Origin of the sequence: Minwuia sp. IMCC3009 (assembly GCF_029909415.1) — a bacterium.
GTDB lineage: Bacteria > Pseudomonadota > Alphaproteobacteria > Minwuiales > Minwuiaceae > Minwuia.
In genome coordinates, this window is the sequence record NZ_CP123781.1 from 330,179 (window position 1) to 353,802 (window position 23,624).

24 protein-coding genes are annotated in these 23,624 nt (G+C 65.3%); 11 read left to right on the plus strand and 13 right to left on the minus strand.

The annotated features are described in order from the left end of the window. Positions 1-51: 51 nt before the first annotated feature. On the plus strand, positions 52-1,506 hold the full coding sequence (locus tag QGV55_RS01400) for a DegQ family serine endoprotease (RefSeq protein WP_281018665.1): 1,455 nt from the start codon (positions 52-54) through the stop codon (positions 1,504-1,506). A 228-nt stretch (positions 1,507-1,734) separates the two neighbouring features. Here the strand turns inward: QGV55_RS01400 and QGV55_RS01405 are convergent, their stop codons facing one another. The 4 genes from QGV55_RS01405 to QGV55_RS01420 all read right to left on the minus strand — a co-directional run bounded on the left by QGV55_RS01405 (position 1,735) and on the right by QGV55_RS01420 (position 5,729). Next, positions 1,735-3,045: a 3-hydroxyacyl-CoA dehydrogenase family protein gene (locus QGV55_RS01405; RefSeq protein WP_281018664.1), complete on the minus strand. Its 1,311-nt coding sequence runs from the start codon at positions 3,043-3,045 to the stop codon at positions 1,735-1,737. Between the two features lie 42 nt (positions 3,046-3,087). Continuing rightward, positions 3,088-3,363 (minus strand): DUF2312 domain-containing protein, encoded by a 276-nt coding sequence (locus QGV55_RS01410; protein ID WP_348637641.1) that lies wholly within the window; start codon positions 3,361-3,363, stop codon positions 3,088-3,090. Between the two features lie 75 nt (positions 3,364-3,438). Next, a complete protein-coding gene (locus QGV55_RS01415; RefSeq protein ID WP_281018662.1) occupies positions 3,439-4,167 on the minus strand; it encodes a sulfite exporter TauE/SafE family protein in 729 nt (242 codons plus the stop codon). Positions 4,168-4,322: 155 nt separating this feature from the next. Then, positions 4,323-5,729, minus strand: a complete 1,407-nt coding sequence (locus QGV55_RS01420; protein ID WP_281018661.1) for a HAMP domain-containing sensor histidine kinase — start codon at positions 5,727-5,729, stop codon at positions 4,323-4,325. 192 nt (positions 5,730-5,921) lie between these two features. On the opposite strand from QGV55_RS01420, the gene hemH reads away from it, so the two are divergent. The 3 genes from hemH to QGV55_RS01435 all read left to right on the plus strand — a co-directional run bounded on the left by hemH (position 5,922) and on the right by QGV55_RS01435 (position 8,013). Beyond that, positions 5,922-6,950 carry a ferrochelatase gene (gene hemH, locus QGV55_RS01425; RefSeq protein ID WP_281018660.1) on the plus strand — a complete coding sequence of 343 codons (1,029 nt, stop codon included), beginning with the start codon at positions 5,922-5,924 and terminating at the stop codon, positions 6,948-6,950. Positions 6,951-7,056: 106 nt separating this feature from the next. Then, positions 7,057-7,551, plus strand: coding sequence for a MaoC family dehydratase (locus QGV55_RS01430; protein WP_281018659.1), 495 nt, complete (start codon positions 7,057-7,059; stop codon positions 7,549-7,551). A gap of 15 nt (positions 7,552-7,566) precedes the next feature. Continuing rightward, positions 7,567-8,013 (plus strand): MaoC family dehydratase, encoded by a 447-nt coding sequence (locus QGV55_RS01435; RefSeq protein WP_281018658.1) that lies wholly within the window; start codon positions 7,567-7,569, stop codon positions 8,011-8,013. A gap of 376 nt (positions 8,014-8,389) precedes the next feature. Here QGV55_RS01435 and parE read toward each other — a convergent pair whose 3' ends face one another. Further along, positions 8,390-10,357 carry a DNA topoisomerase IV subunit B gene (gene parE, locus QGV55_RS01440; protein ID WP_281018657.1) on the minus strand — a complete coding sequence of 656 codons (1,968 nt, stop codon included), beginning with the start codon at positions 10,355-10,357 and terminating at the stop codon, positions 8,390-8,392. Positions 10,358-10,524: 167 nt separating this feature from the next. Continuing rightward, entirely contained in the window at positions 10,525-11,109 is a 585-nt protein-coding gene (locus tag QGV55_RS01445) for an amino acid synthesis family protein (RefSeq protein WP_281018656.1), read from the minus strand. Positions 11,110-11,457: 348 nt separating this feature from the next. On the opposite strand from QGV55_RS01445, the gene QGV55_RS01450 reads away from it, so the two are divergent. The 5 genes from QGV55_RS01450 (at position 11,458) to QGV55_RS01470 (ending at position 13,971) form a co-directional block, all read left to right on the plus strand. Next, complete coding sequence (locus QGV55_RS01450; RefSeq protein WP_281018655.1) at positions 11,458-11,805, plus strand: AtpZ/AtpI family protein; 348 nt, start codon at positions 11,458-11,460, stop codon at positions 11,803-11,805. Position 11,806: 1 nt separating this feature from the next. Then, the gene (locus tag QGV55_RS01455; RefSeq protein WP_281018654.1) at positions 11,807-12,547 is read left to right on the plus strand and encodes a F0F1 ATP synthase subunit A; all 741 of its coding nucleotides are present in this window, start codon (positions 11,807-11,809) and stop codon (positions 12,545-12,547) included. A 67-nt stretch (positions 12,548-12,614) separates the two neighbouring features. Then, positions 12,615-12,842, plus strand: a complete 228-nt coding sequence (locus tag QGV55_RS01460) for a F0F1 ATP synthase subunit C (protein ID WP_281018653.1) — start codon at positions 12,615-12,617, stop codon at positions 12,840-12,842. Positions 12,843-12,946: 104 nt separating this feature from the next. Further along, positions 12,947-13,432 (plus strand): hypothetical protein, encoded by a 486-nt coding sequence (locus QGV55_RS01465; RefSeq protein ID WP_281018652.1) that lies wholly within the window; start codon positions 12,947-12,949, stop codon positions 13,430-13,432. Next, entirely contained in the window at positions 13,432-13,971 is a 540-nt protein-coding gene (locus tag QGV55_RS01470) for an ATP F0F1 synthase subunit B (RefSeq protein WP_281018651.1), read from the plus strand. The genes QGV55_RS01465 and QGV55_RS01470 overlap by 1 nt, the downstream gene beginning before the upstream one ends. A 125-nt stretch (positions 13,972-14,096) precedes the next feature. Here QGV55_RS01470 and QGV55_RS01475 read toward each other — a convergent pair whose 3' ends face one another. Then, positions 14,097-14,480, minus strand: a complete 384-nt coding sequence (locus tag QGV55_RS01475) for a hypothetical protein (protein ID WP_281018650.1) — start codon at positions 14,478-14,480, stop codon at positions 14,097-14,099. A gap of 137 nt (positions 14,481-14,617) precedes the next feature. Between QGV55_RS01475 and typA the strand changes: the two genes are divergently transcribed. Then, complete coding sequence (typA, locus tag QGV55_RS01480; RefSeq protein WP_348637663.1) at positions 14,618-16,435, plus strand: translational GTPase TypA; 1,818 nt, start codon at positions 14,618-14,620, stop codon at positions 16,433-16,435. 1 nt (position 16,436) lies between these two features. Here typA and QGV55_RS01485 read toward each other — a convergent pair whose 3' ends face one another. The 4 genes from QGV55_RS01485 to QGV55_RS01500 all read right to left on the minus strand — a co-directional run bounded on the left by QGV55_RS01485 (position 16,437) and on the right by QGV55_RS01500 (position 19,251). Further along, positions 16,437-16,880 (minus strand): isoprenylcysteine carboxylmethyltransferase family protein, encoded by a 444-nt coding sequence (locus QGV55_RS01485; protein ID WP_281018648.1) that lies wholly within the window; start codon positions 16,878-16,880, stop codon positions 16,437-16,439. Positions 16,881-16,980: 100 nt separating this feature from the next. Then, positions 16,981-17,787, minus strand: coding sequence for a substrate-binding domain-containing protein (locus tag QGV55_RS01490; protein ID WP_348637662.1), 807 nt, complete (start codon positions 17,785-17,787; stop codon positions 16,981-16,983). After that, positions 17,787-18,560, minus strand: coding sequence for an ATP-binding cassette domain-containing protein (locus QGV55_RS01495; RefSeq protein ID WP_281018646.1), 774 nt, complete (start codon positions 18,558-18,560; stop codon positions 17,787-17,789). Before QGV55_RS01495 ends, QGV55_RS01490 begins: the two co-directional genes overlap by 1 nt. Next, complete coding sequence (locus tag QGV55_RS01500) at positions 18,553-19,251, minus strand: ABC transporter permease (RefSeq protein ID WP_281018645.1); 699 nt, start codon at positions 19,249-19,251, stop codon at positions 18,553-18,555. Before QGV55_RS01500 ends, QGV55_RS01495 begins: the two co-directional genes overlap by 8 nt. A 183-nt stretch (positions 19,252-19,434) precedes the next feature. Here QGV55_RS01500 and QGV55_RS01505 point away from each other — a divergent pair, with 183 nt between their 5' ends. Further along, a complete protein-coding gene (locus tag QGV55_RS01505; protein ID WP_281018644.1) occupies positions 19,435-20,172 on the plus strand; it encodes an enoyl-CoA hydratase/isomerase family protein in 738 nt (245 codons plus the stop codon). An 83-nt stretch (positions 20,173-20,255) separates the two neighbouring features. On the opposite strand, the gene QGV55_RS01510 is transcribed toward QGV55_RS01505, so the two are convergent. Continuing rightward, the gene (locus QGV55_RS01510; RefSeq protein WP_281018643.1) at positions 20,256-22,571 is read right to left on the minus strand and encodes a xanthine dehydrogenase family protein molybdopterin-binding subunit; all 2,316 of its coding nucleotides are present in this window, start codon (positions 22,569-22,571) and stop codon (positions 20,256-20,258) included. A gap of 120 nt (positions 22,572-22,691) precedes the next feature. Further along, entirely contained in the window at positions 22,692-23,579 is an 888-nt protein-coding gene (locus tag QGV55_RS01515) for a DMT family transporter (RefSeq protein ID WP_281018642.1), read from the minus strand. Between the last annotated feature and the right edge of the window lie 45 nt (positions 23,580-23,624).

The window sequence follows — 23,624 nt, forward strand, 5'->3', positions numbered from 1 at the left end:
ACCGTTGCGCGCGCCATCCCAATGGCGCGACAGGACGCGAATTCCGCATTGATGATGCGTCTGACGGCAGTGTTCGTATTGCTGGCCATTCTGGTTGCGGCCGGAAGTGCCTTCGCCCGCGGCGCGCCCGAGAGTTTCGCGCCGCTGGTGAAGAAGCTGAAACCCGCCGTGGTCAACATCCAGGTGACCCAGCAGCCGGGCAAGGCCAGCCCGGGACAGGCCCCGCAGATTCCGCAGGTTCCGCCGGGATCGCCGTTCGAGGAATTCTTCAAGGACTTCTTCGACAAGCGCCGCCAGCAGAACCCGCACTCCCGCCCCCTGATCTCGGTTGGCTCAGGCTTCGTGGTTGATGCGGATGGCCTGATCGTCACGAACAATCATGTGATCGATGGCGCGGACGAGATCCGGGTGTTCTTCAGCGATGGCGAAAGCCTGGACGCCGAACTCGTCGGCACCGACCCGAAGACGGATGTTGCCGTGCTGCGGGTGAAACCCGACGAGGGCATGCAGCTGACGGCGGTTCCCTGGGGCGATTCCGACACCGCCGAGGAGGGTGACTGGGTGATTGCCATCGGCAACCCGCTCGGCCTCGGTGGCACGGTCACCGCCGGTATCGTCTCCGCGCGTGGCCGCGACATCCGCTCCGGTCCCTATGATGACTTCATCCAGACCGATGCCTCGATCAACAAGGGCAACTCCGGTGGTCCGCTGTTCAATGTCGATGGCGAGGTCGTGGGCATCAACACGGCGATCTTCTCCCAGTCCGGCGGGTCGATCGGCATCGGTTTCGCGGTGCCTTCCAACCTGGCCCGCCCGGTGGCGGAACAGCTGATCCAGTTCGGCCGCACCAAGCGTGGCTGGCTGGGCGTTCGCATCCAGTCCGTCACGGACGAGATCGCGGAAGGCCTGGGCATGGATGAGCCGCGCGGCGCCCTCGTCGCGGGTGTCACCGACGAAAGCCCGGCAGGCGACGCGGGCATCCAGTCCGGTGACGTGATCGTCGAGTTCAATGGACAGGACATCGACGAGATGCGGGCACTGCCGCGGATCGTTGCGGGCACCGGCGTTGGCAAGGCCGTCCCGGTGACTGTCTGGCGCAAGGGCAAGCTGGAACAGTTCACGGTGACGCTGGGCGAGCTCGAGAAGGCCGAGAAGGCGCTGGCTTCCAGCGAAGAGCCGGTTGATGAGCCGGTCTCGCGGGAGAGTGATCTGGCGTCCCTCGGCATGAAGCTCAGCCCGATGACCGACGATGTGCGGGAGCGTTTCAGCATCAGCATGGAGGATGGCGCGGTCGTGACCGAGGTTGTTCCCGACTCGGCTGCGGCGGAGAAGGGGCTGCGTGCCGGCGACGTGATCATCGAGGTCAATCAGGAAGCCGTGCAGGGCCCCGGTGATGTCGCCCGTCGTGTGGCGGAGATCGAGGAACGCAAGGGCCGCTCCGTCCTGCTGCTCGTGGTCCGTGGCGACGACCGGCTGTTCGTCGCGGTACGCCTGAAGCAGAGCTGATCCCGAAAGTTGCCTGAACTGGCTTGAGACAGGCCGGTGGTCACATGCCACCGGCCTGCTTCGTGACCGGAACGGGCGGGGATCGCATCCGCGCCACAATTACCCGGGAACTGCTGCGTGAGACGGACGGAAAGGTGCCGTTGTGAGGCGAACCCTGAGCGCCGGCGCCCGACGGCTATCTTTTCCGGGACTTCGGGTCCGATCGACCCCGCCTGACCGGCAGCGGCCTCAGACGACCTTGTGCCAGGCGCCGTCGCGGCCCAGGTGTTCCGACCCCTCCGCACGGTAGAAGCTGTCGGCACCGGCCTTTTCCAGAACCTGCAGCATCGCCGGTACGGGTTTGCCCTCCGCCTTCAGCCGCGCGATCACCCTTGCCGGACCCAGTTCGTCGAGAAGTTCGAACGGACCCTTCTGCCAGGCGAATCCCCAACGCATGGCGCGGTCGATATTGACCACATCGTCGGAAATCTGCGGCACCAGATCGGCGGCGTAGCAAAGTGTGCCCCCCATCAGGTCCCAGACGAAGCGGCCTTCCACGGAATCCTCGAACATCAGCGACCCGGCGCTCATCTGGCTGTCGGCCAGGGTGACAGGTACTTCCGGGCGCCAGGCACCGCTGTCCAGATCGAAGACCTCCCTGGCACGATTGCCGTCGGCATCCTTCACCATGCGATAGAAGCCACCGCCGGTCTTGCGACCGAGCTGCTTGCGCTCCCACATCTGCAGTTCCATCGGCGGGAAAGCGGTGAAGGCATGTCCGGTGTCGCCCGCAGGCAGGTTGGCGGCCAGATTCACGCCCACCAGATACATCACGTCCAGGCCGATGAGATCGATCAGGCCGTAGAGGCCGGTCGGCGGCAGGCCGACGGGCTTTGACATGAGAGCGTCGATGGTTTCCTGGCTGAGCCCGTCCGCACGTGCCTTCCCCGCGACATGCAGGCCGGACAGCATCAGGAAACAGCCGATACGGTTGCCGATGAAATTGACCGTGTCCTTGGCGTGAACCACGCCCTTGCCCATCCGGTCACCCAGGAAGTTCGCAAAGGCGTCGATGACATCAGGTGTGGTGTCGGTGCCCGGCACCAGCTCCATCAGCCGCATGACCTTCACGGGATTGAAGAAATGGGTGACGCCGATGTCGCGCCGCAGACTGAGCGGCAGCCCCTCGCAGATCTCGCGCAGCGGAATGCCGGAGGTATTGGTGGAGACGACGGAGCCGGGCCGACGCAGCGGCTCCAGCCGTTCGAACAGGGCACGCTTGGTGTCCACATCCTCGACGATGGCCTCGCAGATCCAGTCGTAGTCCGCGATCTTCTCCAGGTCGTCGGCCAGCGTGCCGAGGGTGATCAGGCTGGCCTTGTCGGCATCGTCCAGCGCGGGCGGGCGCCCGTTGACGATGCGGTCCAGCGAAGCCTCCGCCGTCGGCATGTCGATGTCGAGCAGCAGCACCTTGCAGCCCATCTGGGCACAGATTCCGGCGATCCCGGCACCCATCGTGCCGCCGCCCAGTACCGCCACGGAATTGATCTCGCGAGTCATGACTGCCCCCTGCTCCAATAGCTGCCTGCCGTTGCGCCCGGCTCAGGCCGAGCCGGGCGTGGCCTCACCCAGTGCTTCCAGATAAAGCGACAGCACGGCTTCCTGCTCCTGCCGGTCGTCGCGGTCCATCTTCCGCAGCTTGATGACCTGACGCATGATCTTTGGCTCGAAACCGTTCGACTTGGCCTCCGCATAGACCTCCCGGATATCGGCGGCCATGGCGGCCTTCTCCTCTTCCAGGCGCTCCACGCGTTCGATCAGTTGCCGCAAGTGATCTGCCGCGACCGCTTCGGTCATGTCCGTCTCTCCCTGAACCATGCATTGATGCGGCGCGGACCATAGACCGCGTGCCGGGGGCGCTCAACACGCTTTGCGACACCGGGCGGAATTCTGTCAGTGCAGGATACCGTAGAGCGCGATCATGCTCAGGAAGATCAGCGCCACGCGCCGGTAGATCTGTTCCGACGATTCCCGGAACAGGCGGCTGCCGACCCAGGCGCCGACCATGTAGGCGGGGCAGAGCGCCAGGGCGCGGATCACGACCTCCAGGGCGAAGAGGTCCTGCAGATAGAGGAAGATCGGTGTGATGATCTCCGCAATCGCGAAGTAGAGAATGATGTTGGCGCGATTGGTCCGGGCGCTGTCCTGACCGGACAGGATATAGAGCAGTACCGGCGGGCCACCGACGCTGGTGGCGGTCAGCAGCGCACCGGAAACGCCCCCGACACCCAGGGTCGGCAACAGCCGCTTCGGCCCCTGATATCGCCAGCCCACGGCGAGCACGATCACGAAGACCATGACAATTCCGGCAATGAAACGGGCGATGAGTTCCGGCTCCGTGGTGGCGAGCAGCCAGGCACCGAGGGGCATGCCGATGATGGCGGCAAGGATCAGCGGCCCGAGAAACGGCCACTGCGCGTCGGGCAGGGCTTTCGGCACCAGCTGCACGCTGACCACGATCTCCATGACCGCGATCATCAGAACGGCCTCCGCCGGACCATAGAGGATGGCCAGGATGGGGGAGAGCATCATGCCGGAGCCGAAACCGGCAAAGCCGCGCATCAGTCCGGCCGCGAGCGAGAGGCCCAGCGCGATGGCGAGAGAGAAATCCGGTTCGATCACGTAAGGGGCTCCGCGCGGCGTGGGTCAGGTGTGCCCATCCGTAGACGGAACCGCGTCCGGTCGCTACCTCATCCGGCCATCGCTGTGACGGTTGCAGGTATGCACTGTCCGCTCGGGCAGCCGCGCAGGATATGGCCTTTCCCGGTCGCGGAGAGTCAGCCAGCGGACATCATGGTGTCGAGGCTGCTGTCGGCAACCGTGCTGCGGATCCTGCTGGCCGGGATGCGCAGGGTACAGCGGGTTCCCTTGCCGAAGGTGCTCTCGACGTTCAGATGCCCGCCATGCAGCGCGGCAAACCGGTGGGAGATCGGCAGGCCCAGTCCGGCACCATCTCCGCGACTGACCCAGGAATTGCCACTGGAACCGAAGGGCTCCTGCGCGCGGGAGAGCTCCTCCGGTGTCATGCCTCGTCCATTGTCCGCGATCACGAACAGCACACCGTACTGCGGGCGAAGGGACACGTTCAGGGTAACCTGTCCCCCTTGCTGCGTGTGCCGGATGGCGTTCGAGACCAGGTTGATGAGAATCTGGACGATCAGTCTCTCGTCGACATGCAGCACCAGGCTTTCGAACGCCGAATCGGCCTCGAAGTCGACACCACTGCGTGCCGCGCGCTCCGTGAACAGCAAGCGGCAACGGGCCAGCAATGCACCAAGCCGGACGTCGCTCTCGCGAATGTCCTCTGACCCCGCGTCGATGCGCGAGATGTCGAGCACGTCGTTGATGATGTCCATCAGATGGTTGCCGCTGTCGCTGATGGCGCCGACATATTCCCGGTACTTGCGATGGCCGACCGGGCCGAAGGTCTCCGCCTGCATCATGTCCGAGAAGCCGATGATGGCGTTGAGCGGGGTCCGCAATTCGTGGCGCATGTTGGCGATGAAGCGGGATTTCGCCTCGCTGGCATTGCGGGCTTCCAGCGCGAGCTGGCTGTTCTCCACCTGTCTGGCGACAAGCGCCTTGAAGTCGCGATGAGCGATCACGATCATCATCAGCACGAAGATGACATAGGTGCAGCCAAGCAGCCAGAGCGGCACAGTGATTGACGGGTACTGAATGGTCAGGCTGACCAGGCCGGAGATCACCGTGACGAAGAAGAAGATGAAGGCCGCGAGCGGTGCGGGGCTCAACAATGCAGCAGCCACCATCGACGTGCCGAAGGCGGTGAGCACCACGATCAGGGCCTCGGGTGGTGTCACGACGGGAACACAGAGCACGACAATGGCTGCCCAGTAGAGGCCCGCGGCGGCGGCCATGACGTTGGCCTTCCGGAAACTGCGCTCAGAGACCGATGTCGGCCTCGGCTTGCGGCGGTTCTTCCACCAGCCAAAGATCTGGGCCATCGCGAAGAACTGGCCGATGAGGCACCAGGGCCCAAGGATCAGGGCCAGATTGTCCTGCCAGAGACCAACGGAGAGCGCGATCGGATTGATGCTGGAGGCAATGCCGCCGAAGATCTGGTTGCGGTTCAGGCGCAGGACGCTCACGACATTGAACTCCCGGGCCATTTCCGGAGTCATTTCCGGACCGCCATTCATCAGACCGTGCAGCAGCTTGCGCAAATCCAGGCTCTTTCCCCTTGCGTATGTACCGGGCTGGTCGGAGCGGCCACTACACCGCCCCTGCCGCATCCGGCATTCTGACCGGGGCACATCGAATCTCGAACGGCTGTCAGAAAAGCACCGCAGCGGTTAACAATCTGCTAAATCCGGGCCTGCGGCATCTGCGCCCGCGCGATCATCAGGGGACGAACAGTGAGCGATAACAACAACCTGCCCACCGGCCATCCGGCTGTCAGCACCGGTCGCGTCGGCGTGCTTCTGGTCAATCTGGGCACACCGGATGGCACCGATGTACCGTCGATCCGGCGCTATCTGCGGGAGTTCCTGAGTGACCGGCGGGTGATCGAGGTCCCGAAGGTCATCTGGTGGTTCATCCTGAACCTCTTCATCGTCACCTTCCGGTCACCGAAGACCGCGAAGGCCTATGCCAAGATCTGGCGGACGGAGAGCAATGAATCGCCTCTGCGCTATTACACGCGGCAACAGTCGGAGGCACTGGCGGCGCGGTTCGCGGATGACAGTGCCGTCATCGTCGACTGGGCCATGCGCTATGGGCAGCCGTCGATACCCGATCGGCTGACAGCGCTGAAGGATGCCGGGGCCGAGCGCATCCTGGTATTTCCCCTCTACCCCCAGTACAGCGCCACGACGACGGCGACCGTCGTGGACAAGGTGGCGGACACGCTGCGCGGGATGCGCTGGCAGCCGACCATCCGCTTCGTGCCCCCCTATCACGATGATCCTGCCTATATCGACGCGCTGGCCGCGTCCGTGGACGCGGCGGGTCTCGGGAAGGACGGCGACACCGTGCTGCTCGCGTCCTTCCACGGTCTGCCGCAGGCCTATTTCGAGAAGGGCGATCCCTATCACTGTCATTGCCACAAGACAGCGCGGCTGCTGCGGGAGCGGCTGGGCATGAGCCCGGAACACCTGCGCCTGAGCTTCCAGAGCCGCTTCGGTCCGAAGGCCTGGCTGGAGCCCTATACGGACGTGACGCTGCAGGAACTGGCGGCAGCCGGACACACGGACGTTGCAGTGCTCACACCCGGTTTCGCGGCGGACTGCGTCGAAACGCTGGAGGAGATCGCGATCGAGGGTCGTGCGACCTTCGAGGCGGCGGGCGGCAAGCAATTCCGGATGCTGCCCTGCCTGAATGACAGCGCTGATCATGTCGACATGCTGGAAGCCATCACGCGCCGGGAGCTTTCCGGCTGGCTCTGACCCTGGGCCGTCGGGATGACGGGATGGCCGAAATGCGTGGATGGTGGTGTGCCGTCTCCCTGCTTGGCGCTAGAGTTGCCCCGTCCGGGCAACAGGGGAGGGCAGGATGAGCGAAACATCGTCAGCGTTCAGCGCCGAGGATTTCGACTACGATTTCTGGAAAGACGCGGAGAAGCGCGCGGGCTGGGATGATCTGGAACCGGGGGAGGTGGTGGAATCGAGACCCGTCACCATCACGGCGGACATCATCCAGCGCTATGCCCGCTCCATCGGGGACATGAACCCCCTCTACTTCGACGAGGAATATGCGAAGACGACGCGGTTCGGCGGCCTGATCTCGCCGCCCAGCATCCACGCGCTGTTCCTCTTCGCCTGTACCACGCATGACCATTTCATGCGCACGCCGGGCACGGTCAACATGGGCCAGAACTGGTGGATCCAGCACCCGGTCAGGCCCGGCGACACGATCACCCTGACGGCGCGCTGCCTCGACAAGGTGATCCGCAAGGGCAACACCTTTGCCATCCACGACAATGTCTTCCGCAACCAGCACGACACGGTCGTCTGCTCCGGTCGCGGCTGGACCATGCGTCCGTATTGAGGGGGGGAGAGCATCATGACAGCAGAATTCTCGTATGCGGACATTGCGGTCGGGCACAGTTTCGACGGCGTGAAGGTCGACGTGACGCGGGAGATGATCAAGGAGTTCGCCATGGCCTCCTTCGACAACAACCCGCTGCACTGGGACGATGACTTCATCGCGGAGACGACCTTCGCCAACGGCAAGAAGTTCGACACCGTGATCGGCCACGGCCTGATGACCTATTCCTTCATGGTCCGGACGATGACCGACTGGCTCTGGCCCGACAATGGCAACCACCGTCGGCTGGAGACCCGGTTCCGCAGCCCGGTCTATCCCGGCGACACGATACAGGTGCGGGTGGAGGTGCAGGACAAGCGCGAGACCCGCAAGGGCAAGTGGCTGGTCTGCGGCCTGACCGTCACCAACCAGCGCGGCGAGACCGTCTCCACCGGCGATGCCCTGGCCGAGATCCTGAACTGAGACAGCCCCCGCGCCGCCGCCGCGTGCGCGTGGGGTGTTCGGCAAGCGGCAGTCCCGCGAGCGTCGTGCCGTGGGGCGGGGCATCTGCGCCGCCACCCCACGGACGCCGTGCCCGGACTTGATCCGGGCACCCATGGTGCCGCGCTGGCGTGGGAGACTGGGCTCGCGGATCAAGTCCGCGAGCGACGTGGTGAGGCGGGCGTCGGAGAGTCCGTGCGACCACCCCACCGACGCCTTGGCGGGTCAGGCGTTTCACTCCCCACCGACGCAGTACCCGGGCTTGACCCGGGTACCCATGGTGCCGCACCGGCGTGGAAGACCGGCCTCTCGGATCAGGTACGCGAGAGTCGTGATCGGGCGAGTGTCCGCGTGCCCCTCAGATGTCCACGTCCTGCACGAAGCGGGCGTTCTGCTGGATGAACTCCATGCGTTTCTCCGGCTTGCGGCCCATCAGCCGTTCGACGAGGTTGATGGTGTCTGCGCGGGCTTCCGCCGGGATGTCGACGCGCAGCAGCTTGCGCTTCGCCGGGTTCATGGTGGTGTCGCGCAACTGCTGTGGTGGCATCTCGCCCAGACCCTTGAAGCGGCTGACCTCCACCTTGCCGCGGCCACTGAACTCATCGGCCATCAGCTGCTCGCGGTGGGCGTCGTCGATGGCATAGACTGTCTTGCCCCCCTGGCTGAGACGGTAGAGCGGCGGGCAGGCGAGGTAGAGCCGCCCGAGATCGACCAGCCCCGGCATTTCCTGGAAGAAGAAGGTCATCAGCAGCGCGGCGATATGCGCCCCGTCCACGTCCGCGTCCGTCATGATGATGACCTTGCCGTAGCGCAGGTCATCCTCGTTGAAGCGGCTGCCGGTGCCGCAGCCCAGCGCCAGACTGAGATCGGCGAGTTCCTGGTTCTGCGCCAGCTTGTCGGCGCCGGCACTCATCACGTTCAGGATCTTGCCCCGCAGCGGCAGCACGGCCTGGGTCTCGCGCTTGCGGGCGGACTTGGCGGAGCCGCCCGCCGAATCGCCCTCGACGATGAACAGTTCGGTGTCTTCCCGTTCGCGGGCGCTGCAGTCGGCCAGCTTGCCCGGCAGGCGCAGCTTCCGGGTCGCGGTCTTGCGTCCGACTTCCTTTTCCTTGCGTCGCCGCAGCCGCTCCTCCGCCCGGTCGATGGCGTTCTCCAGCAGCCGCTCGGCCACCTTTGGCGCGGCGGAAAGGAAATGGTCGAAGTGATCCTTCACCGTGGCCTCGACCAGCCGCGCCGCCTCGGGCGTCGCCAGCTTCTCCTTGGTCTGGCCCTGGAACTGGGGGTCGGGGATGAAGACCGAGAGCAGCGCCGTGGTCCCCGCCAGCGCATCGTCGGCGGTGACCTGGGCCGCGCGCTTGTTGCCGGTCAACTCGCCATAGGCCTTCAGCCCGCGCGAGATGGCGGACCGGAAGCCGTTCTCGTGACTGCCGCCCATGGGGGTCGGAATGGTGTTGCAGTAGGAACTGGTCCAGCCATCGCCGTACTCCAGCCATTGCAGGGCCCATTCGACGCGGCCCCGATTGTCGGGCAGCTCGACACGTCCCGCAAAGGCCTCCGGCGCGACAAGGGTCTGTTCGCCGAGCGTGGCCACCAGAAAATCGGCCAGCCCGCCGGGGAAGTGCAGCACCGCCTCCGCCGGGGTGTCATCGGTGGCGAGCGCCGGATCGATGCGCCAGCGGATCTCGACGCCCGGAAACAGATAGGCCTTCGAGCGCGCCATGCGATAGAGCCGCGATGCCTTCAGCACCAGCTTGTCGCCGAAGATCTGCGGGTCCGGGTGGAAACGGATGCGGGTGCCGCGCCGGTTCTGCACCGGCCCGAGCGTTTCCAGCGGCCCCTGCGGGAACCCGCGGGAGAACGACTGGCGATAGAGCTGCCGGTCCCGCGCCACCTCCACCACCATGTCATCGGACAGGGCGTTGACGACGGAGACGCCGACACCGTGCAGGCCGCCGGCGGTCTGATAGGCGCCCTGTTCGAACTTTCCGCCGGAATGCAGCGTCGTCAGGATGACTTCCAGGGCGGACTTGTCGGGAAACTTCGGGTGTGGGTCGACGGGAATGCCGCGCCCGTTGTCGTCAACGGTCAGACAGCCCTCCGCGTCCAGCGAGACCTCGATCCGGGTGGCGTGACCGGCCACCGCCTCGTCCATCGAATTGTCCAGCACTTCGGCGGCCAGATGATGCAGCGCACGGTCATCGGTGCCGCCGATATACATGCCGGGGCGCTGGCGGACAGGCTCCAGCCCCTCCAGCACGCGGATGTCCTTGGCGGAATAGTCATTGCCGCTTGGCGCACTGGCCGCAGGGGCAAAGAGATCAGTCATGTCATTCATCGATTCGGACCGCAGATACAGGATGCGGCACCATATCAGGCGTGAACAAAAAATCGAGCCACGAGATATGGGCTTCAGGGCTTTTCTGAGCCATGGCCGCACCGGATCGGTGCAGCGCCCCGGTGCGGCCCCTGTTCAGCGATCAGACAGGCGCCGGTTCAGCGCAGGCCGTCCTTGCCCTCCGCCTCCGCTGCCGTCAGACCGCCGACACGGGGCAGGGGACGACCGCTGTCGGTGACCGCGACCGCCACCAGGATCTCGTTGGCGCGCGGGGCATCGGACAGCATCACCTCCATGCCGTCGAAATGGCTGCGGACATAGGCAGCACCCTTGTGGCCCAGAGGCACGTCGAGAACCTGGCCCGGACCGCCGCGCTTCTTCGAGGAGGGCACCAGGGCGGCACCCTTCTCGACCGCCGCGCGCAGGGGCTTGCCCAGGCGCGGGTGCAGGATGGCCGCGGCATGTTCCAGCTCGCCATCGACGCCGACCAGGGCCGCCTTGCCGTAGCTTTCCGCCTGCGCCGGGGTGATCCCGAGCGCCGTGACGCAGCGGTCGCCCAGCAGGCCGCCCAGTTCCTCACCGATCGCCATCAGAGGCTCCAGGTCCTCCTCGAACCGGCCCGCGAGGGGGTTCGCGATGACCGCGACTGCCGCTGCCTTGCGTGTCGGCGGGCTGATGGTCTGCCCCATCTCCTGATGAATTTCCTCGATGAAGACAGCGATCTTGCGGATTTCGGCGGCCATTGTGATGCTCCCCTGACAGTCGGTGACTGTGGCTCGGGGGAAGGGTCAGACGCGTTGCATTCCTTGTCAAGCAAGGCGCGGTCGGTGTCTGTCGGCGGTGCCTGCGGCGGTGCGTCATTTGGTCCGTTAGGCTCGCGTTGACCGTATCTGGCTCGGGAGCTTAGGTTTCGCCCGCCTTCCACCGGGGCCGGTTCGCAGTGCGTTGAGTATGAGGGGTCTGGTGGAAAGTGCCTGACAGGGTCCGGTCTGACCGGGTTTGAGGCGGGGGCCATGACTTCCCGGATCGCGGGACACTCCATGTATCGGGGTGCTATCCTTCGGATGTGAATGTGTCGGAAGGTGTGGGGCATGGTCGAGAACCCTGATGGGCGGCGCGCCGGCGACAAGGATCGCAGGGATGCGCTGGAGGCCCGATTGAAGGCCGCGCGACAGTCCGGGCCGGATGGCCGGGACCGGGCGCGGCTGGAACGTCGGGAGAGATCAAGGGCTGACGGGCTGGCCTGGCGGATTTCGGCGGAACTTGTGGCCGCCTTTCTGTTTTGCGGTTTCGTCGGTTACTGGATAGACGAGTGGTCGGGAACCCGACCGGCCTTCCTGATCGTCGGGCTCTTGCTTGGCGGCACGGTTGGTATAAGAAATGTGTATCGGGTCGCGCGGAACATCTCCGCGGAGGCCGAAGGAACAGAGGACAGATAAAGTGGCAGCAGGCGGTCACAGCCCTCTTGAGCAGTTCGAGATCAAGCAGCTCATTCCGCTTAACGCGGGCGGCGTCGATATCTCTTTCACCAATTCGGCCCTGTGGATGGTCATTGCCATCGCGGCGGCGACGTTGCTGCTCACCATGGGCATGCGCGGGCGCGCCATGGTGCCGGGGCGGCTGCAGTCGCTGGCGGAACTGTCCTACGAGTTCATTGCCAACATGATTCGTGACAATGCGGGTTCCGGCGGCAAGCCGTACTTCCCGTTCCTGTTCACGCTGTTCTTCTTCATCCTGTTCTGCAACCTGCTGGGCATGATCCCCTACAGCTTCACGCCGACGAGCCACATCATCGTCACCTTCGGCATGGCGCTGGTCGTCTTCATCGGGGTCACCATCATCGGTTTTGCCAAGAACGGGCTGGGTTTCATCCGCCTGTTCGTGCCGTCCGGCGTGCCGATCCCGCTGCTGTTCATCCTGGTGCCGATCGAGATCATCTCCTACTTCGTGCGCCCGATCAGCCTCAGCCTGCGTCTGTTCGCCAACATGATGGCCGGCCACACGATGCTGAAGGTCTTTGGCGGTTTCGTGATCTCGCTGGGTTTCGTCGCGGGCTGGGCCCCGCTGGCCTTCCTGGTCGCGCTGACCGGTCTGGAGATCGGTATCGCGATGCTGCAGGCCTACGTCTTTACCATCCTGAGCTGCCTGTATCTGCATGACGCCCTGCATCCTGGGCATTGATCTGGCAGTCGGGAACTGAAACAACAATTCGCATCAACCTCAATCTGGAACGAAGAGGGTTAGTACAATGGAAGCAGAAGCCGCAAAGCTGATCGGTGCCGGTCTGGCCACCATCGCGCTCGCAGGTGTTGGCGTCGGTATCGGCAACATCTTCGGCAACTTCGTCGCGGGCGCCCTGCGCAATCCCGGCGCAGCCAACCGCGTGTTCGGCAACGTCCTGCTGGGCTTTGCCCTGACGGAAGCCGTTGCGCTGTTCGCGCTGGTTATCGCGTTCCTGATCCTGTTCGCATTCTGATCCGCGCTCCCCGGTCGGGGAGCCTTTCGGAACGAAGACAGGATACCGGGCAGTCATTGGACTGCCCGGGGACAAGTGTACCAATGAACGAGGCGTAATCGGTCATGCCGCAGCTAGCAGCAGAAACCTTTGCTTCGCAGCTTATCTGGCTCGCGATCACCTTCGTGGTCCTGTATCTCATCATGTCCCGGGTGGTCATCCCGCGGATCGGCGGGATACTGGAGGATCGCGAGGCACGCATTCGCGGTGATCTGGACAAGGCGGAAGAACTCAAGGCCGACGCTGACAAGGCCATGGCCGAGTATGAATCCCGCCTTGCCGAGGCCCGCGCCAGCGCGCACGGGATCATCGGCGAGATGAAGGCCGAGATGGCTGCGGAGACGGAGAAACGTCGTCACGAGATCGACGCCGACCTGTCGAAGCGTCAGGCAGAGGCCGAGAGCCGGATCGCGGAACAGCGTGAAGCGGCTCTGGGCTCGCTGGATGAGGTCGCCAGGCAGGCCACTGCGGCCGTGCTGGAGCGTCTGACCGGCAAGTCCGATCAGGATCGTGTCGCCTCCGCAGTTGCTACGGTCGGGGAGGGTCGCTGATGTTCATCAGTGCCGCGATGGCTGCGACCGAGGGTGCGGAGCACGCTGAAGGTTTCTTCGAGGATCCGACCGTGTGGGTCGCTCTCGCCTTCATCCTGTTCATCGCCCTCATCATCTACCTCAAGCTTCCGGGCAAGATCACGGCGCAGCTCGATACCCGTGCTGACCGTATCCGCAACGAGCTTGAAGAGGCCAAGCGTCTGCGCGAGGAGGCCCAGTCCCTCTACGCCGAATATCAGCGCAAGGCCGAGGACGCCCTCAAGGAAGCGGACCGGATCGTTGCCCACGCCCGCGAGGAAGCCGAGCGGGTCGGCGAGAAGGCGCGCGCTGATCTGGAGGCCTCGATCGAGCGTCGCCGCCAGCAGGCCGAGCAGAAGATCGCCCAGGCCGAGCAGCAGGCACTGGACGAGGTGCGGGCGAAGGCGGTGAACATCGCCATTGCCGCAGCGACCGACATCCTGAAGGAAGACATGCAGGGTGCGAGCGGTTCGGCGCTGATCGACAGTTCCATCGACGAACTGGGCAAGCATCTGCACTGATCCAGCCGCAGGCAGGATTTTTCCGAAACGCCGTCGGGTCCCGATCCGGCGGCGTTTTGCTTTTGCGACCATGGCCGGCGTGGGAACCGACGGACCTGGAGCGGCCCGTAGTCAGTTGGAACGAACTATCTGCCAGACACACCGAATGGCGGACGGGCCGGGCCCGTCGCGGCACCGAGGCATCCGGCGAAGGTCGCATCGAACCCCAGATCACGCACGGTCAGCCAGGCACCCTGCGCCTTCAGGGCCGGGACGCTGCCCGTATCTGCCCGCACGACCCAGGCGCTGAGGAACGGCATGGCGCGGACCGGTGTCGCGCCGCTGTCGATGATCCGCTGCACGGCCTCCAGCGTCGGGGGCCTGTCCCCGAATCGCACGATCATGCGACCGCTGTAGTCATCCGGGGCTGCCAAGAGCCAGAACAGGAACGCGACGGCCAGCGCGGACAGGCCAAGGGCACCTGTCAGGGCCAGGAAATCCGTCCGGAGACTGCGTCGGGGACTGTCCATATGTCCGATATGCGCAATGCCGGGGCCCACGTCCAGAGCCGTGGCGGGTATGACGAATTTGTTGCAACGCAACAAAAACGACGAGGCTCTTGTTGTAGCCGAGACACGGACACTGTATACCCCGCGCCATGACAGACATTTCGCGCCGCAACATTGCCATCATCGCCCACGTCGACCATGGCAAGACAACTCTGGTGGATCAGATGTTCCGCCAGTCCGGAACCGTACGTTCGCATCAGCAGCTGGCGGAACGGGCCATGGATTCGAACGATCTGGAGCGGGAGCGCGGGATCACGATCCTGGCCAAGTGCACCTCCGTCCAGTTCGGCGACCACCGTATCAACATCGTCGATACGCCGGGCCATGCCGACTTCGGCGGCGAGGTGGAGCGTATCCTGAACATGGTGGACGGCGTCATCCTGCTGGTGGATGCGGCGGAGGGGCCGATGCCCCAGACCAAGTTCGTCACCGGCAAGGCCCTGGCCCTTGGCCTGCGCCCCATCGTTGTCGTCAACAAGATCGACCGGCCCGATGGCCGCCCCGACGAGGTGCATGAGGAAGTCTTCGAACTGTTCGACGCGCTCGGCGCGAGTGATGAGCAGCTCGATTTCCCGATGCTCTATGCCTCGGGCCGTGAAGGCTGGGCCTCCGACGATCCCGAGAAGCGTGGTGGAGACCTGACGCCGCTGTTCGACATGATCGTCGCGCATGTGCCGGCACCTTCCGGCAATCCGGACCAGCCGTTCCGCATGCTGGCCAGCCTGCTGGATTCGGACCCGTTCCTGGGCCGGACCCTGACCGGGCTGGTGCATGACGGGCGCATCCGCACCAATACCAACATCAAGGCGCTCAGCCGCGACGGCAAGACCGTGGAGACCCTGCGGGTCACCAAGCTGCTGGCCTTCGAGGGGCTGGAACGCAAGCCCATCGACGAAGCCGTTGCGGGAGACATCATTGCCATCGCCGGCGTGACCCAGGCAGGCGTTTCCGACACGCTGGCCGACATCTCGGTGACCGAGCCGATCGATGCCCGCCCGGTCGATCCGCCGACCCTGGCCGTGACCTTCGGCATCAATGATTCGCCGCTGGCGGGCCGCGATGGCTCCAAGGTGCAGAGCCGCGTGATCCGACAGCGCCTGTTGCAGGAAGCGGAAGGAAATGTCGCCATCCGCATCACGGAGACGGCGGACAAGGATGCGTTCGAGGTCGCGGGCCGTGGCGAACTGCAGCTCGGCGTCCTGATCGAGACCATGCGGCGCGAGGGCTTCGAGCTTTCGATCTCCCGCCCGCGTGTGCTGTTCCAGACCGGCCCGGCAGGTGAGCGCCTGGAACCCATCGAGGAAGTGGTCGTCGATGTGGACGAGGAATATGCAGGCGTGGTCGTCGAGAAGATGGCCGCCCGCAAGGCGGAGATGACGGACATGGTGCCTTCCGGCACCGGCAAGACCCGCATCACCTTCCACGCCCCGTCACGCGGCCTGATCGGCTATCACGGCGAGTTCCTGACCGATACGCGCGGCACCGGCATCATGAACCGCGTGTTCCATGAGTTCCAGCCGTGGCGCGGCCCGATCCAGGGCCGCCGCAGCGGTGTGCTGATCAGCCTGGAAACCGGCAAGTCGGTGGCCTATGCGCTGTGGAACCTGGAAGAGCGCGGTTTCATGTTCATCGGCTCGGGTGAGGACATCTATGACGGCATGATCATCGGGGAGCACGCGCGCCCCAACGATCTGGAGGTCAATCCGCTGAAGGGCAAGAAGCTGTCCAACGTCCGTGCCTCCGGCAAGGACGATGCGGTGGTTCTGACCACGCCGCGCCGCATGACCCTGGAACAGGCCATCGCCTACATCGATGACGATGAGCTGGTCGAGGTGACGCCGAACCACGTGCGCATCCGCAAGCGCTACCTGGACCGCCACGAGCGCAAGAAGTCGGAGCGCCGGGAGGCAAGCTGACCTACAGCCAGCGGCGCACCCGCCTGCGGTACTCGGCATAGGCCTCGCCAAGCGCGTTTTCCGCCGCCCGTTCCTCGTAGGGAATGTACCACCAGTTGGCGGCGGCGAAGAAGGCAGCGACCGGCAGCAGGGCCGCCGCGGCGTCATAGACGACGGCGGCGCCGAACAGGATCAGGAAGAAGCCGAGGTACATCGGGTTGCGGGTGAAGCGGAAGGGTCCGCCCGTGACCAGCACGTCCGGGTCCCGGAAGGTGTTGATGTTGGTCCTGACCTTCCTGAAATGCCCTGCGCCCCAGAAGATCAGCAGGATCCCGGCCACGATCAGCAGGTAGCCGATCTCGCTTGCGCCGGGACCGAGCATGCCCGGAACGGGCATGAGCACGGAGAGCAGCACCTGCACGATCAGCAGGATCAGTGTCAGCAACGGCGGCAGCAGCCATTTCATGTTTCATCTCCTCCGATGTACTGGAGGGTCATCCCGCCATGGGAGCGTGTAACAGGGTAGCCGGGTTTCGTTTCCGTTTGTATCCCCGCGAGGGCCGTGTCTATCGGGCGCTGGGGAAGAACAGCTGCTGACCGTTCACGCGAAACGCGGCGATAGCGGCCTGTCCGGTGGGGGACAGCAGCCAGTCGATGAAGATCTGGCCATCACTGGCCCTGACGCCCGGATGTACCTCAGGGTTCACCAGAATGACGCCATAGGGGTTCTGCAGGGCCGGGTCGCCCTCCACCAGGATGGCATGATCGCCCTTGTTGCCGAAACTGACCCAGGTGGCGCGGTCGGTCAGGGTATGGGCGTCCATGCCGATGGCAATGTTCAGGGTTGCCCCCATGCCGGAGCCGCTTTCCCGGTACCACTCGCCACCGTCCCCGGTCGGGTCCAGCCCGGCCGCGCGCCAGAGTGCCAGTTCCTTCTTGTGGGTCCCGGAGTCATCCCCGCGCGAGACGAATTTCGCGCCGGTGTCGGCGATACGTTTCAGCGCCGCCGTCGCGCCCGGCGATTCCCCCAGACCGACGGGGTCCGCACCTGGGCCGACGATGACAAAGTCGTTCACCATCAGGTCGTGACGTTTCACGCCATGGCCATCCGCCACGAAGGCATCTTCCGCTGCCCGCGCGTGGACGATCAGCACGTCCCCGTCGCCATTGCGGGCATTGCGCAGTGCCTGACCGGTGCCGACGGCGACAACGCGCACCTCGATCCCGCTCTCCGCGGTGAACTGCGGCAGCAGCCAGCCGTAGAGGCCGGAGTTCTCGGTCGATGTGGTGGACTGAACGACGATGAACCGCTCACTCGCCTGCGCCAGCGGGGCCAGAACAACGAGGGTCAGCAGAAGAAGGACGCGAAGGATCACAGCAGCAGTCTCCCGGCCAGATAGGCGGCGGCCTCCGCCGTCTGGGGTTCGTCGAAGAAGCTGCCCGCTGGTGTCTGCTCCGTGACCCGGCCCCGGTTGAGGAAGACCACATCGTCAGCCAGGCGCCGCGCCTGCCCGACATCATGGGTGACAAGGACCACGGTCACGCCCCGCGCCTCCGCCTGTCGGATCAGGGTCTCGATCATGCGGGTGGCATAGGGGTCCAGGTTGGCGGTGGGCTCGTCGAGCAGCAACAGGTCGGGATCGGCGGCCAGGGCGCGCACGATGGACAGCCGTTGCTGTTCCCCCGATGAAAGCACGCGGGCGGACCGGTGGGCCAGCGCGCGAAGCTCCGCGAGGTCGAGCAGATCCGTCAGCATGGCCGCACGTTCCGCCCTCGGCACCCGATAGGTCTTCAGCGCATGGCGCAGGTTGCCGGCAACGGAGCGGCGCAGCAGCACCGGGCGCTGGAAGACCGTGGCGATCCGGCGGCGACCGGTCAGTGTCACCGGTCCCGACGCATGGCTGAGCGTGCCCACGGTCGGCTGCAGCAACCCCTGGATCAGGCGCAGGCACAGGGTCTTGCCCGCGCCGTTCGCGCCCATGATGGCCGTCAGCCTTCCGGGGCGGATGCGCAGCGAGACATCGTCCAGCAGGGTGACGCCATCAATGGTGTAGCCAACCCCGTCCATGGCCACGGGCAGTACCGAATCCGGTCCCCGTGCCGGGGTCAGCGTGCGGCGACCGCTGGTGACAAGCGCATCAGACATGCCGTGCCACCCCCTGTGTTCCGCGCAATGCCATCAGCGCGCCATTGACGGTCAGCGCGATCAGCATCAGCACCAGACCCAGCCCGACGGCGATCGCCAGATTGCCCTTCGACGTCTCCAGCGCGATGGTCGTGGTCATGACGCGGGTGACATGGTTGATGTTGCCACCGACCATCATCACCGCCCCCACCTCCGCCGCCGCACGGCCGAACCCGGCCAGCGCCACGGTCAGCAGCGACAGCCGCGCGTCATAGAGCAGGGTCAGCACCGCGCCCATGGTGGTGATGCCCATGCTGCGCAGCTGCTCGTCATATTCCTGGTGCATGTCGGCAATCACCTGCCGCGACAGGGCGACAATGATCGGGGTCACGAGCACGGTCTGGGCAATGATCATGGCCGTGGGGGTATAGAGCAGTTCCAGCGGCCCCAGCGGACCGGCCCGTGACAGCAGCAGATAGACCAGCAGCCCCGCCAGTACCGGCGGCAGGCCCATCAGCGAGTTGGTGGCCACGATCAGCGCACCGCGCCCCGGAAACCGCGCGATGGCCAGCAGGGCACCCAGCGGCAGACCGATGAGGCAGGCAAGCGCCACCGCCGTCAGGCTGACCCGCAGGGACAGGGAGACAATCTCCCACAATGCGGCGTCACCGACGGCGATCAGACGGAAGGCCTCTGCGATTGCGTCACCCATCTTGTGGTCCGCTGCTTGTGTGTGCGTGAAGTTCCCCTGTTTCTCTCACATTTCCGCATGGTCGGCCACGCTTCCGAATGCGTCGGCATCGGTCCCCTGTGCGACGGACATGCCTGTTCTCCTGTGGACAGAGAAGTCCGCGCGGCCTTCAATATCGGCTGCTGATGCCGGGGAGGATGGATCATGGCGCTCGTGACACGACAGGATGACAATGGGCTGGCGATACTCAGTCTCAACAGGCCGGAGGCGCTGAACGCGCTGTCACCCAGCCTGTTCGTTGAACTGGACGCCCATGTGCAGGCACTCAACGAACAGTCGGAGGAGATCGGCGTCGTGATCCTGCGCGGGGAGGGACGGTCGTTCTCCGCCGGCAATGACCTGAAGGCGATCCAGAGCGGTGACGTGCCGCCGGTACCGACCTTCCAGTCCTCCACCATCGACCTGATCGAGAACCTGCCGCAGCCGGTGATCTGTGCCGTGCAGGGGCACTGCTACACCGGGGCGCTGGAACTGGCGCTGGCCGCGGACCTGATCGTTGCCGGGGAATCGGCGAAGTTCTGCGACACCCACGGCAAGTGGGGCATGTCGCCGAAGTGGGGCATGAGTCGTCGCCTGCCGCAGCGGGTCGGTGTGCAGCGGGCCAAGCAGATGATGTATTCGGGCGCTCCGGTCTCCGGCGCGGAGGCCGTCGCCATCGGTCTGGCGCTGGAATGCGTGCCCGACGCGGACCTGCTGGGGCATGTCACGGCGATGGCCCGGTCGTTCCTGGAGAATTCCTGGTTCACCCTGCGTGCCGACAAGATGCTGGTGAACCAGGGTCAGAACCACGGCCATTGGGGCGCCCTGGAATTCGAACGCCGCAACAGCCCTGGCCGCAGCGCCGAGGTCGAGGAACGGTTGAAGGCCTTCGGGAAGGGCTGAACTGCCGCCGCCTGAATGGCGGCAGCGGTCCACATTCTGATCACATCACCGGCCCGCTCCCCTGCGTGCCGGTGGTCTCTGGCTCAGCCCTGTGCGGCGTTGATGGCGCGCCAGATGGCCTGGGGCGTGGCCGGCATGTCGATGGTCGTGACGCCCAGATCGGACAGCGCGTCGATGATGCCATTGATCACCACCGGCGGTCCGGCGACGCAACCTGCCTCGCCGCAGCCCTTGGTGCCCAGCATGTTGGACTGGCAGGGGATCTCTTCGCGATTGAAGGTGAAGTAGGGCACGTCGTCGGCGCGGGGCATGCCGTAGTCCATGAAGGAACCGGCGACCAGCTGCCCGTCCTCGTCGTAGACCGCATGTTCCAGCAGGGCCTGGCCGACACCCTGCACGATGCCGCCGTGGACCTGGCTCTCGACGAACAGCGGGTTCACCACGCGTCCGAAGTCATCCACCACCGACCAGCGGTCGATGTTGACCCGGCCCGTCGCCGGATCGACCTCGATCTCCGCCACGTGGCAGCCGTTGGGATAGGTGATCGGGTTCAGCGCCGTGGTCTCGCGCGTGTCCAGGGTCTCGATCTGCCCGGCCAGCGCCATTTCCTTGGCCTTCTCCGCCAGATCGACAATGTCGATGGCCCGGTCGGTACCGACGACGCGGAAGTTGCCTTCCCCGAATTCGATGTCCACCGCGCTGGTCTCGAACAGTTCCGCCGCGGCTGCCTTGCCCTTGTCGATCACCGTGTCGGACATCTTGTTGATTGCGGTGCCGGTGGAGACCAGCGAGCGGGAGCCGCCGGTGCCGCCACCGGTCGGGATCGCGTCCGTGTCGCCCATGATGATGCGGATCCGCTCCGCATCCAGCCCCAGCCGGTCGCTGACGATCTGGGTGAAGGCGGTCTCATGCCCCTGACCGTTGGACTGGGTGCCGACGAAGATGGAGACCATGCCGTCATCCTCGAACCGGATCGCAGCCGATTCCTCGGGCATGCCTGCGGTGGCCTCCACGTAATAGGCGATGCCGCGTCCGCGCTTCCAGCCACGGGCCTCGGACTCGGCCCGACGGGCGGCGAAACCGTCCCAGTCGGCTTCCTTCAGTGCGCGCTCCATGATGCGCGGGAAGTCACCGGAATCGTATTTCTCCCCCGTCGCGGTGGTGTAGGGCATCTGCTCCGGCTGCACGAAGTTGCGACGGCGCACCTCCTCCGGCCCGAGACCTGTCTCCGCCGCGATCCGGTTCACCAGCCGCTCGATCAGATAGATCGCTTCCGGCCGGCCCGCACCACGATAGGCGTCCACGGGCGTCGTGTTGGTCATGACGCCATGCACGTCCAGATACATTGTCGGCACGTGATAGACGCCGGGCAGCACCTTGGCATGGGCCGCCGTCGGAATCAGGCAGGACATGGTGGACAGGTAGGCGCCCAGATTGGCGGTGGTATGGACCCGCAGCCCCAGGAACTTCGCGTCCGCGTCGATGGCCATCTCGGCATAGGACCAGTGGTCGCGGCCCTGCGTGTCGGTCAGGAAGGCTTCCTGCCGCTCGGAGGTCCAGCGCACGGTCCGCTTCAGCTTTCGCGCGGCATAGGCCGACAGGATGTGTTCGGGATAGAAGAACAGCTTCATGCCGAAGCCGCCGCCCACGTCCGGCGTGACGATGCGGATCTGATCCGCCTCGATCCCCAGGCACCCGGCGAGCTGGCGCTTGATGCCCCAGCCACCCTGCGTCGGGGTATAGACGGTGACGCGATCCCCCTCCGCATCCCAGGTGGCGATGGCGACCCGGGCTTCCATCGAATTGGCGACGACGCGCTGGTTGATGACCTCCACCCGCACGACCTTGTCGGCCTTGGCGAAGGCTGCTTCGGTCTCGGCCCTGTTGCCATGCTCGAAGTCGAAACAGAGATTGCCGGGCGCCGATTCGTGCAGCAGCGGCGCACCGGGTTCCTTGGCGGCGCGCGCATCGGAAACGGCGGGCAGCGGATCATAGTCCACCATCACCGCGTCGGCGGCATCCCGTGCGGCGGCCATGCTCTCCGCCACCACGAAGGCAATGCCGTCACCCACATGCCGGGCCTTGTCCACGGCCAGCGCCAGATGCGGCGGCTCGGCGCGACCGGAGCCGTCCTTGTTCTTCACCGGCCAGAGGCTCGGCAGTCCGCTGACACCGGCGTCGACCAGTTCCTGACCGGTGATGATGTCCACGACACCGGGCATCTGCTTGGCGTCTTCCACATCCACCGACAGGATGGTCGCGTGGGCGTGTGGCGAGCGCACCACCATTGCGTAGAGCTGGTCGGGGAACTGGTGATCGTCCGAATAGTTGCCGTGTCCGGTAATGAAGCGCACATCCTCGACGCGGCGCACAGCCTGCGCGATACCGAACTTGGTCATGTCTTGATCCCCTCAGAGCAGAAACAGGCGCGGCCCCGCAGACTCAGCCGACGGGGCCGTTCGTCCTGATGTTAGGTATGACGCGCGTTTTGGCAAGCCCGCAGAGACAGACGCGCAGGGTCAGCGGCGGCGCGTCGTCAGGAAGACACCTGTCAGGATCAGGGCCACACCGGCGGCGTGGAACGGCTGCGGATGCTCGTCCAGCAGGATCACCGAGCCGATGGCGACGAAGGCCGGGGCCAGATGGATGAAGACACTGGCGCGGTTGGCACCCAGCAGCTCGATCCCCCGGTTCCAGAACATGTAGGCGAGGACAGAGGCAAACAGGCTGACATAGAGGACGGAGGCCAGCGCCACGACGTTCAGCGGCACGAAGCGGTCCAGCACCACCATCTCGTGCACATAGAACGGCAGCAGCACCAGGTCGCCCACCGCGAAGGTCACGGCCAGGAAGCCCAGGGGCCCGACGGCGGGCCGGCTGCGCAGCAGCGCCGAATAGCCGCCATAGCAGATCACTGCGGTCAGTACCCAGAGGTCACCGGGATTGAAGCGGAGTTGCGACAGGTAGGCCGGATCGCCCCGGGCGATGATCGTCGCGACACCGGTCAGGGAGACAAGGATGCCTGCCACCTGCCAGGGGCCTGGCCGGTCCCGGAACAGCAGGAAGGACAGCACCGCGATCCAGACCGGCATGGTGGACTGCAGCAGGGACGCGTTCAGCGCCTCCGTCCGTGCGACGCCGATATAGACCATGGTGTTGAAGCAACTCACCCCCAGAACCGACAGGATCAGGATGATCGGCCAGTTGGCGCGATAGACCGGCAGGTCGCGGCGGAGCTGTGGCCAGGCGAAGGGCAGGATCATCAGCAGTCCGACCGCCCAGCGCCAGAAGGCCAGTCCCACCGGCGGCACAGTCTCGTGCACCATGCGCCCGATCAGGAAATTCCCGGCCCAGAACAGCGGCGTCAGCACCAGCAGCAGGTATGGCAGATCGAACAAGCGGCGCACGGACCCGGTCCCCCCTGACGGTCAGCCTTGCGGCGGGACTGATCG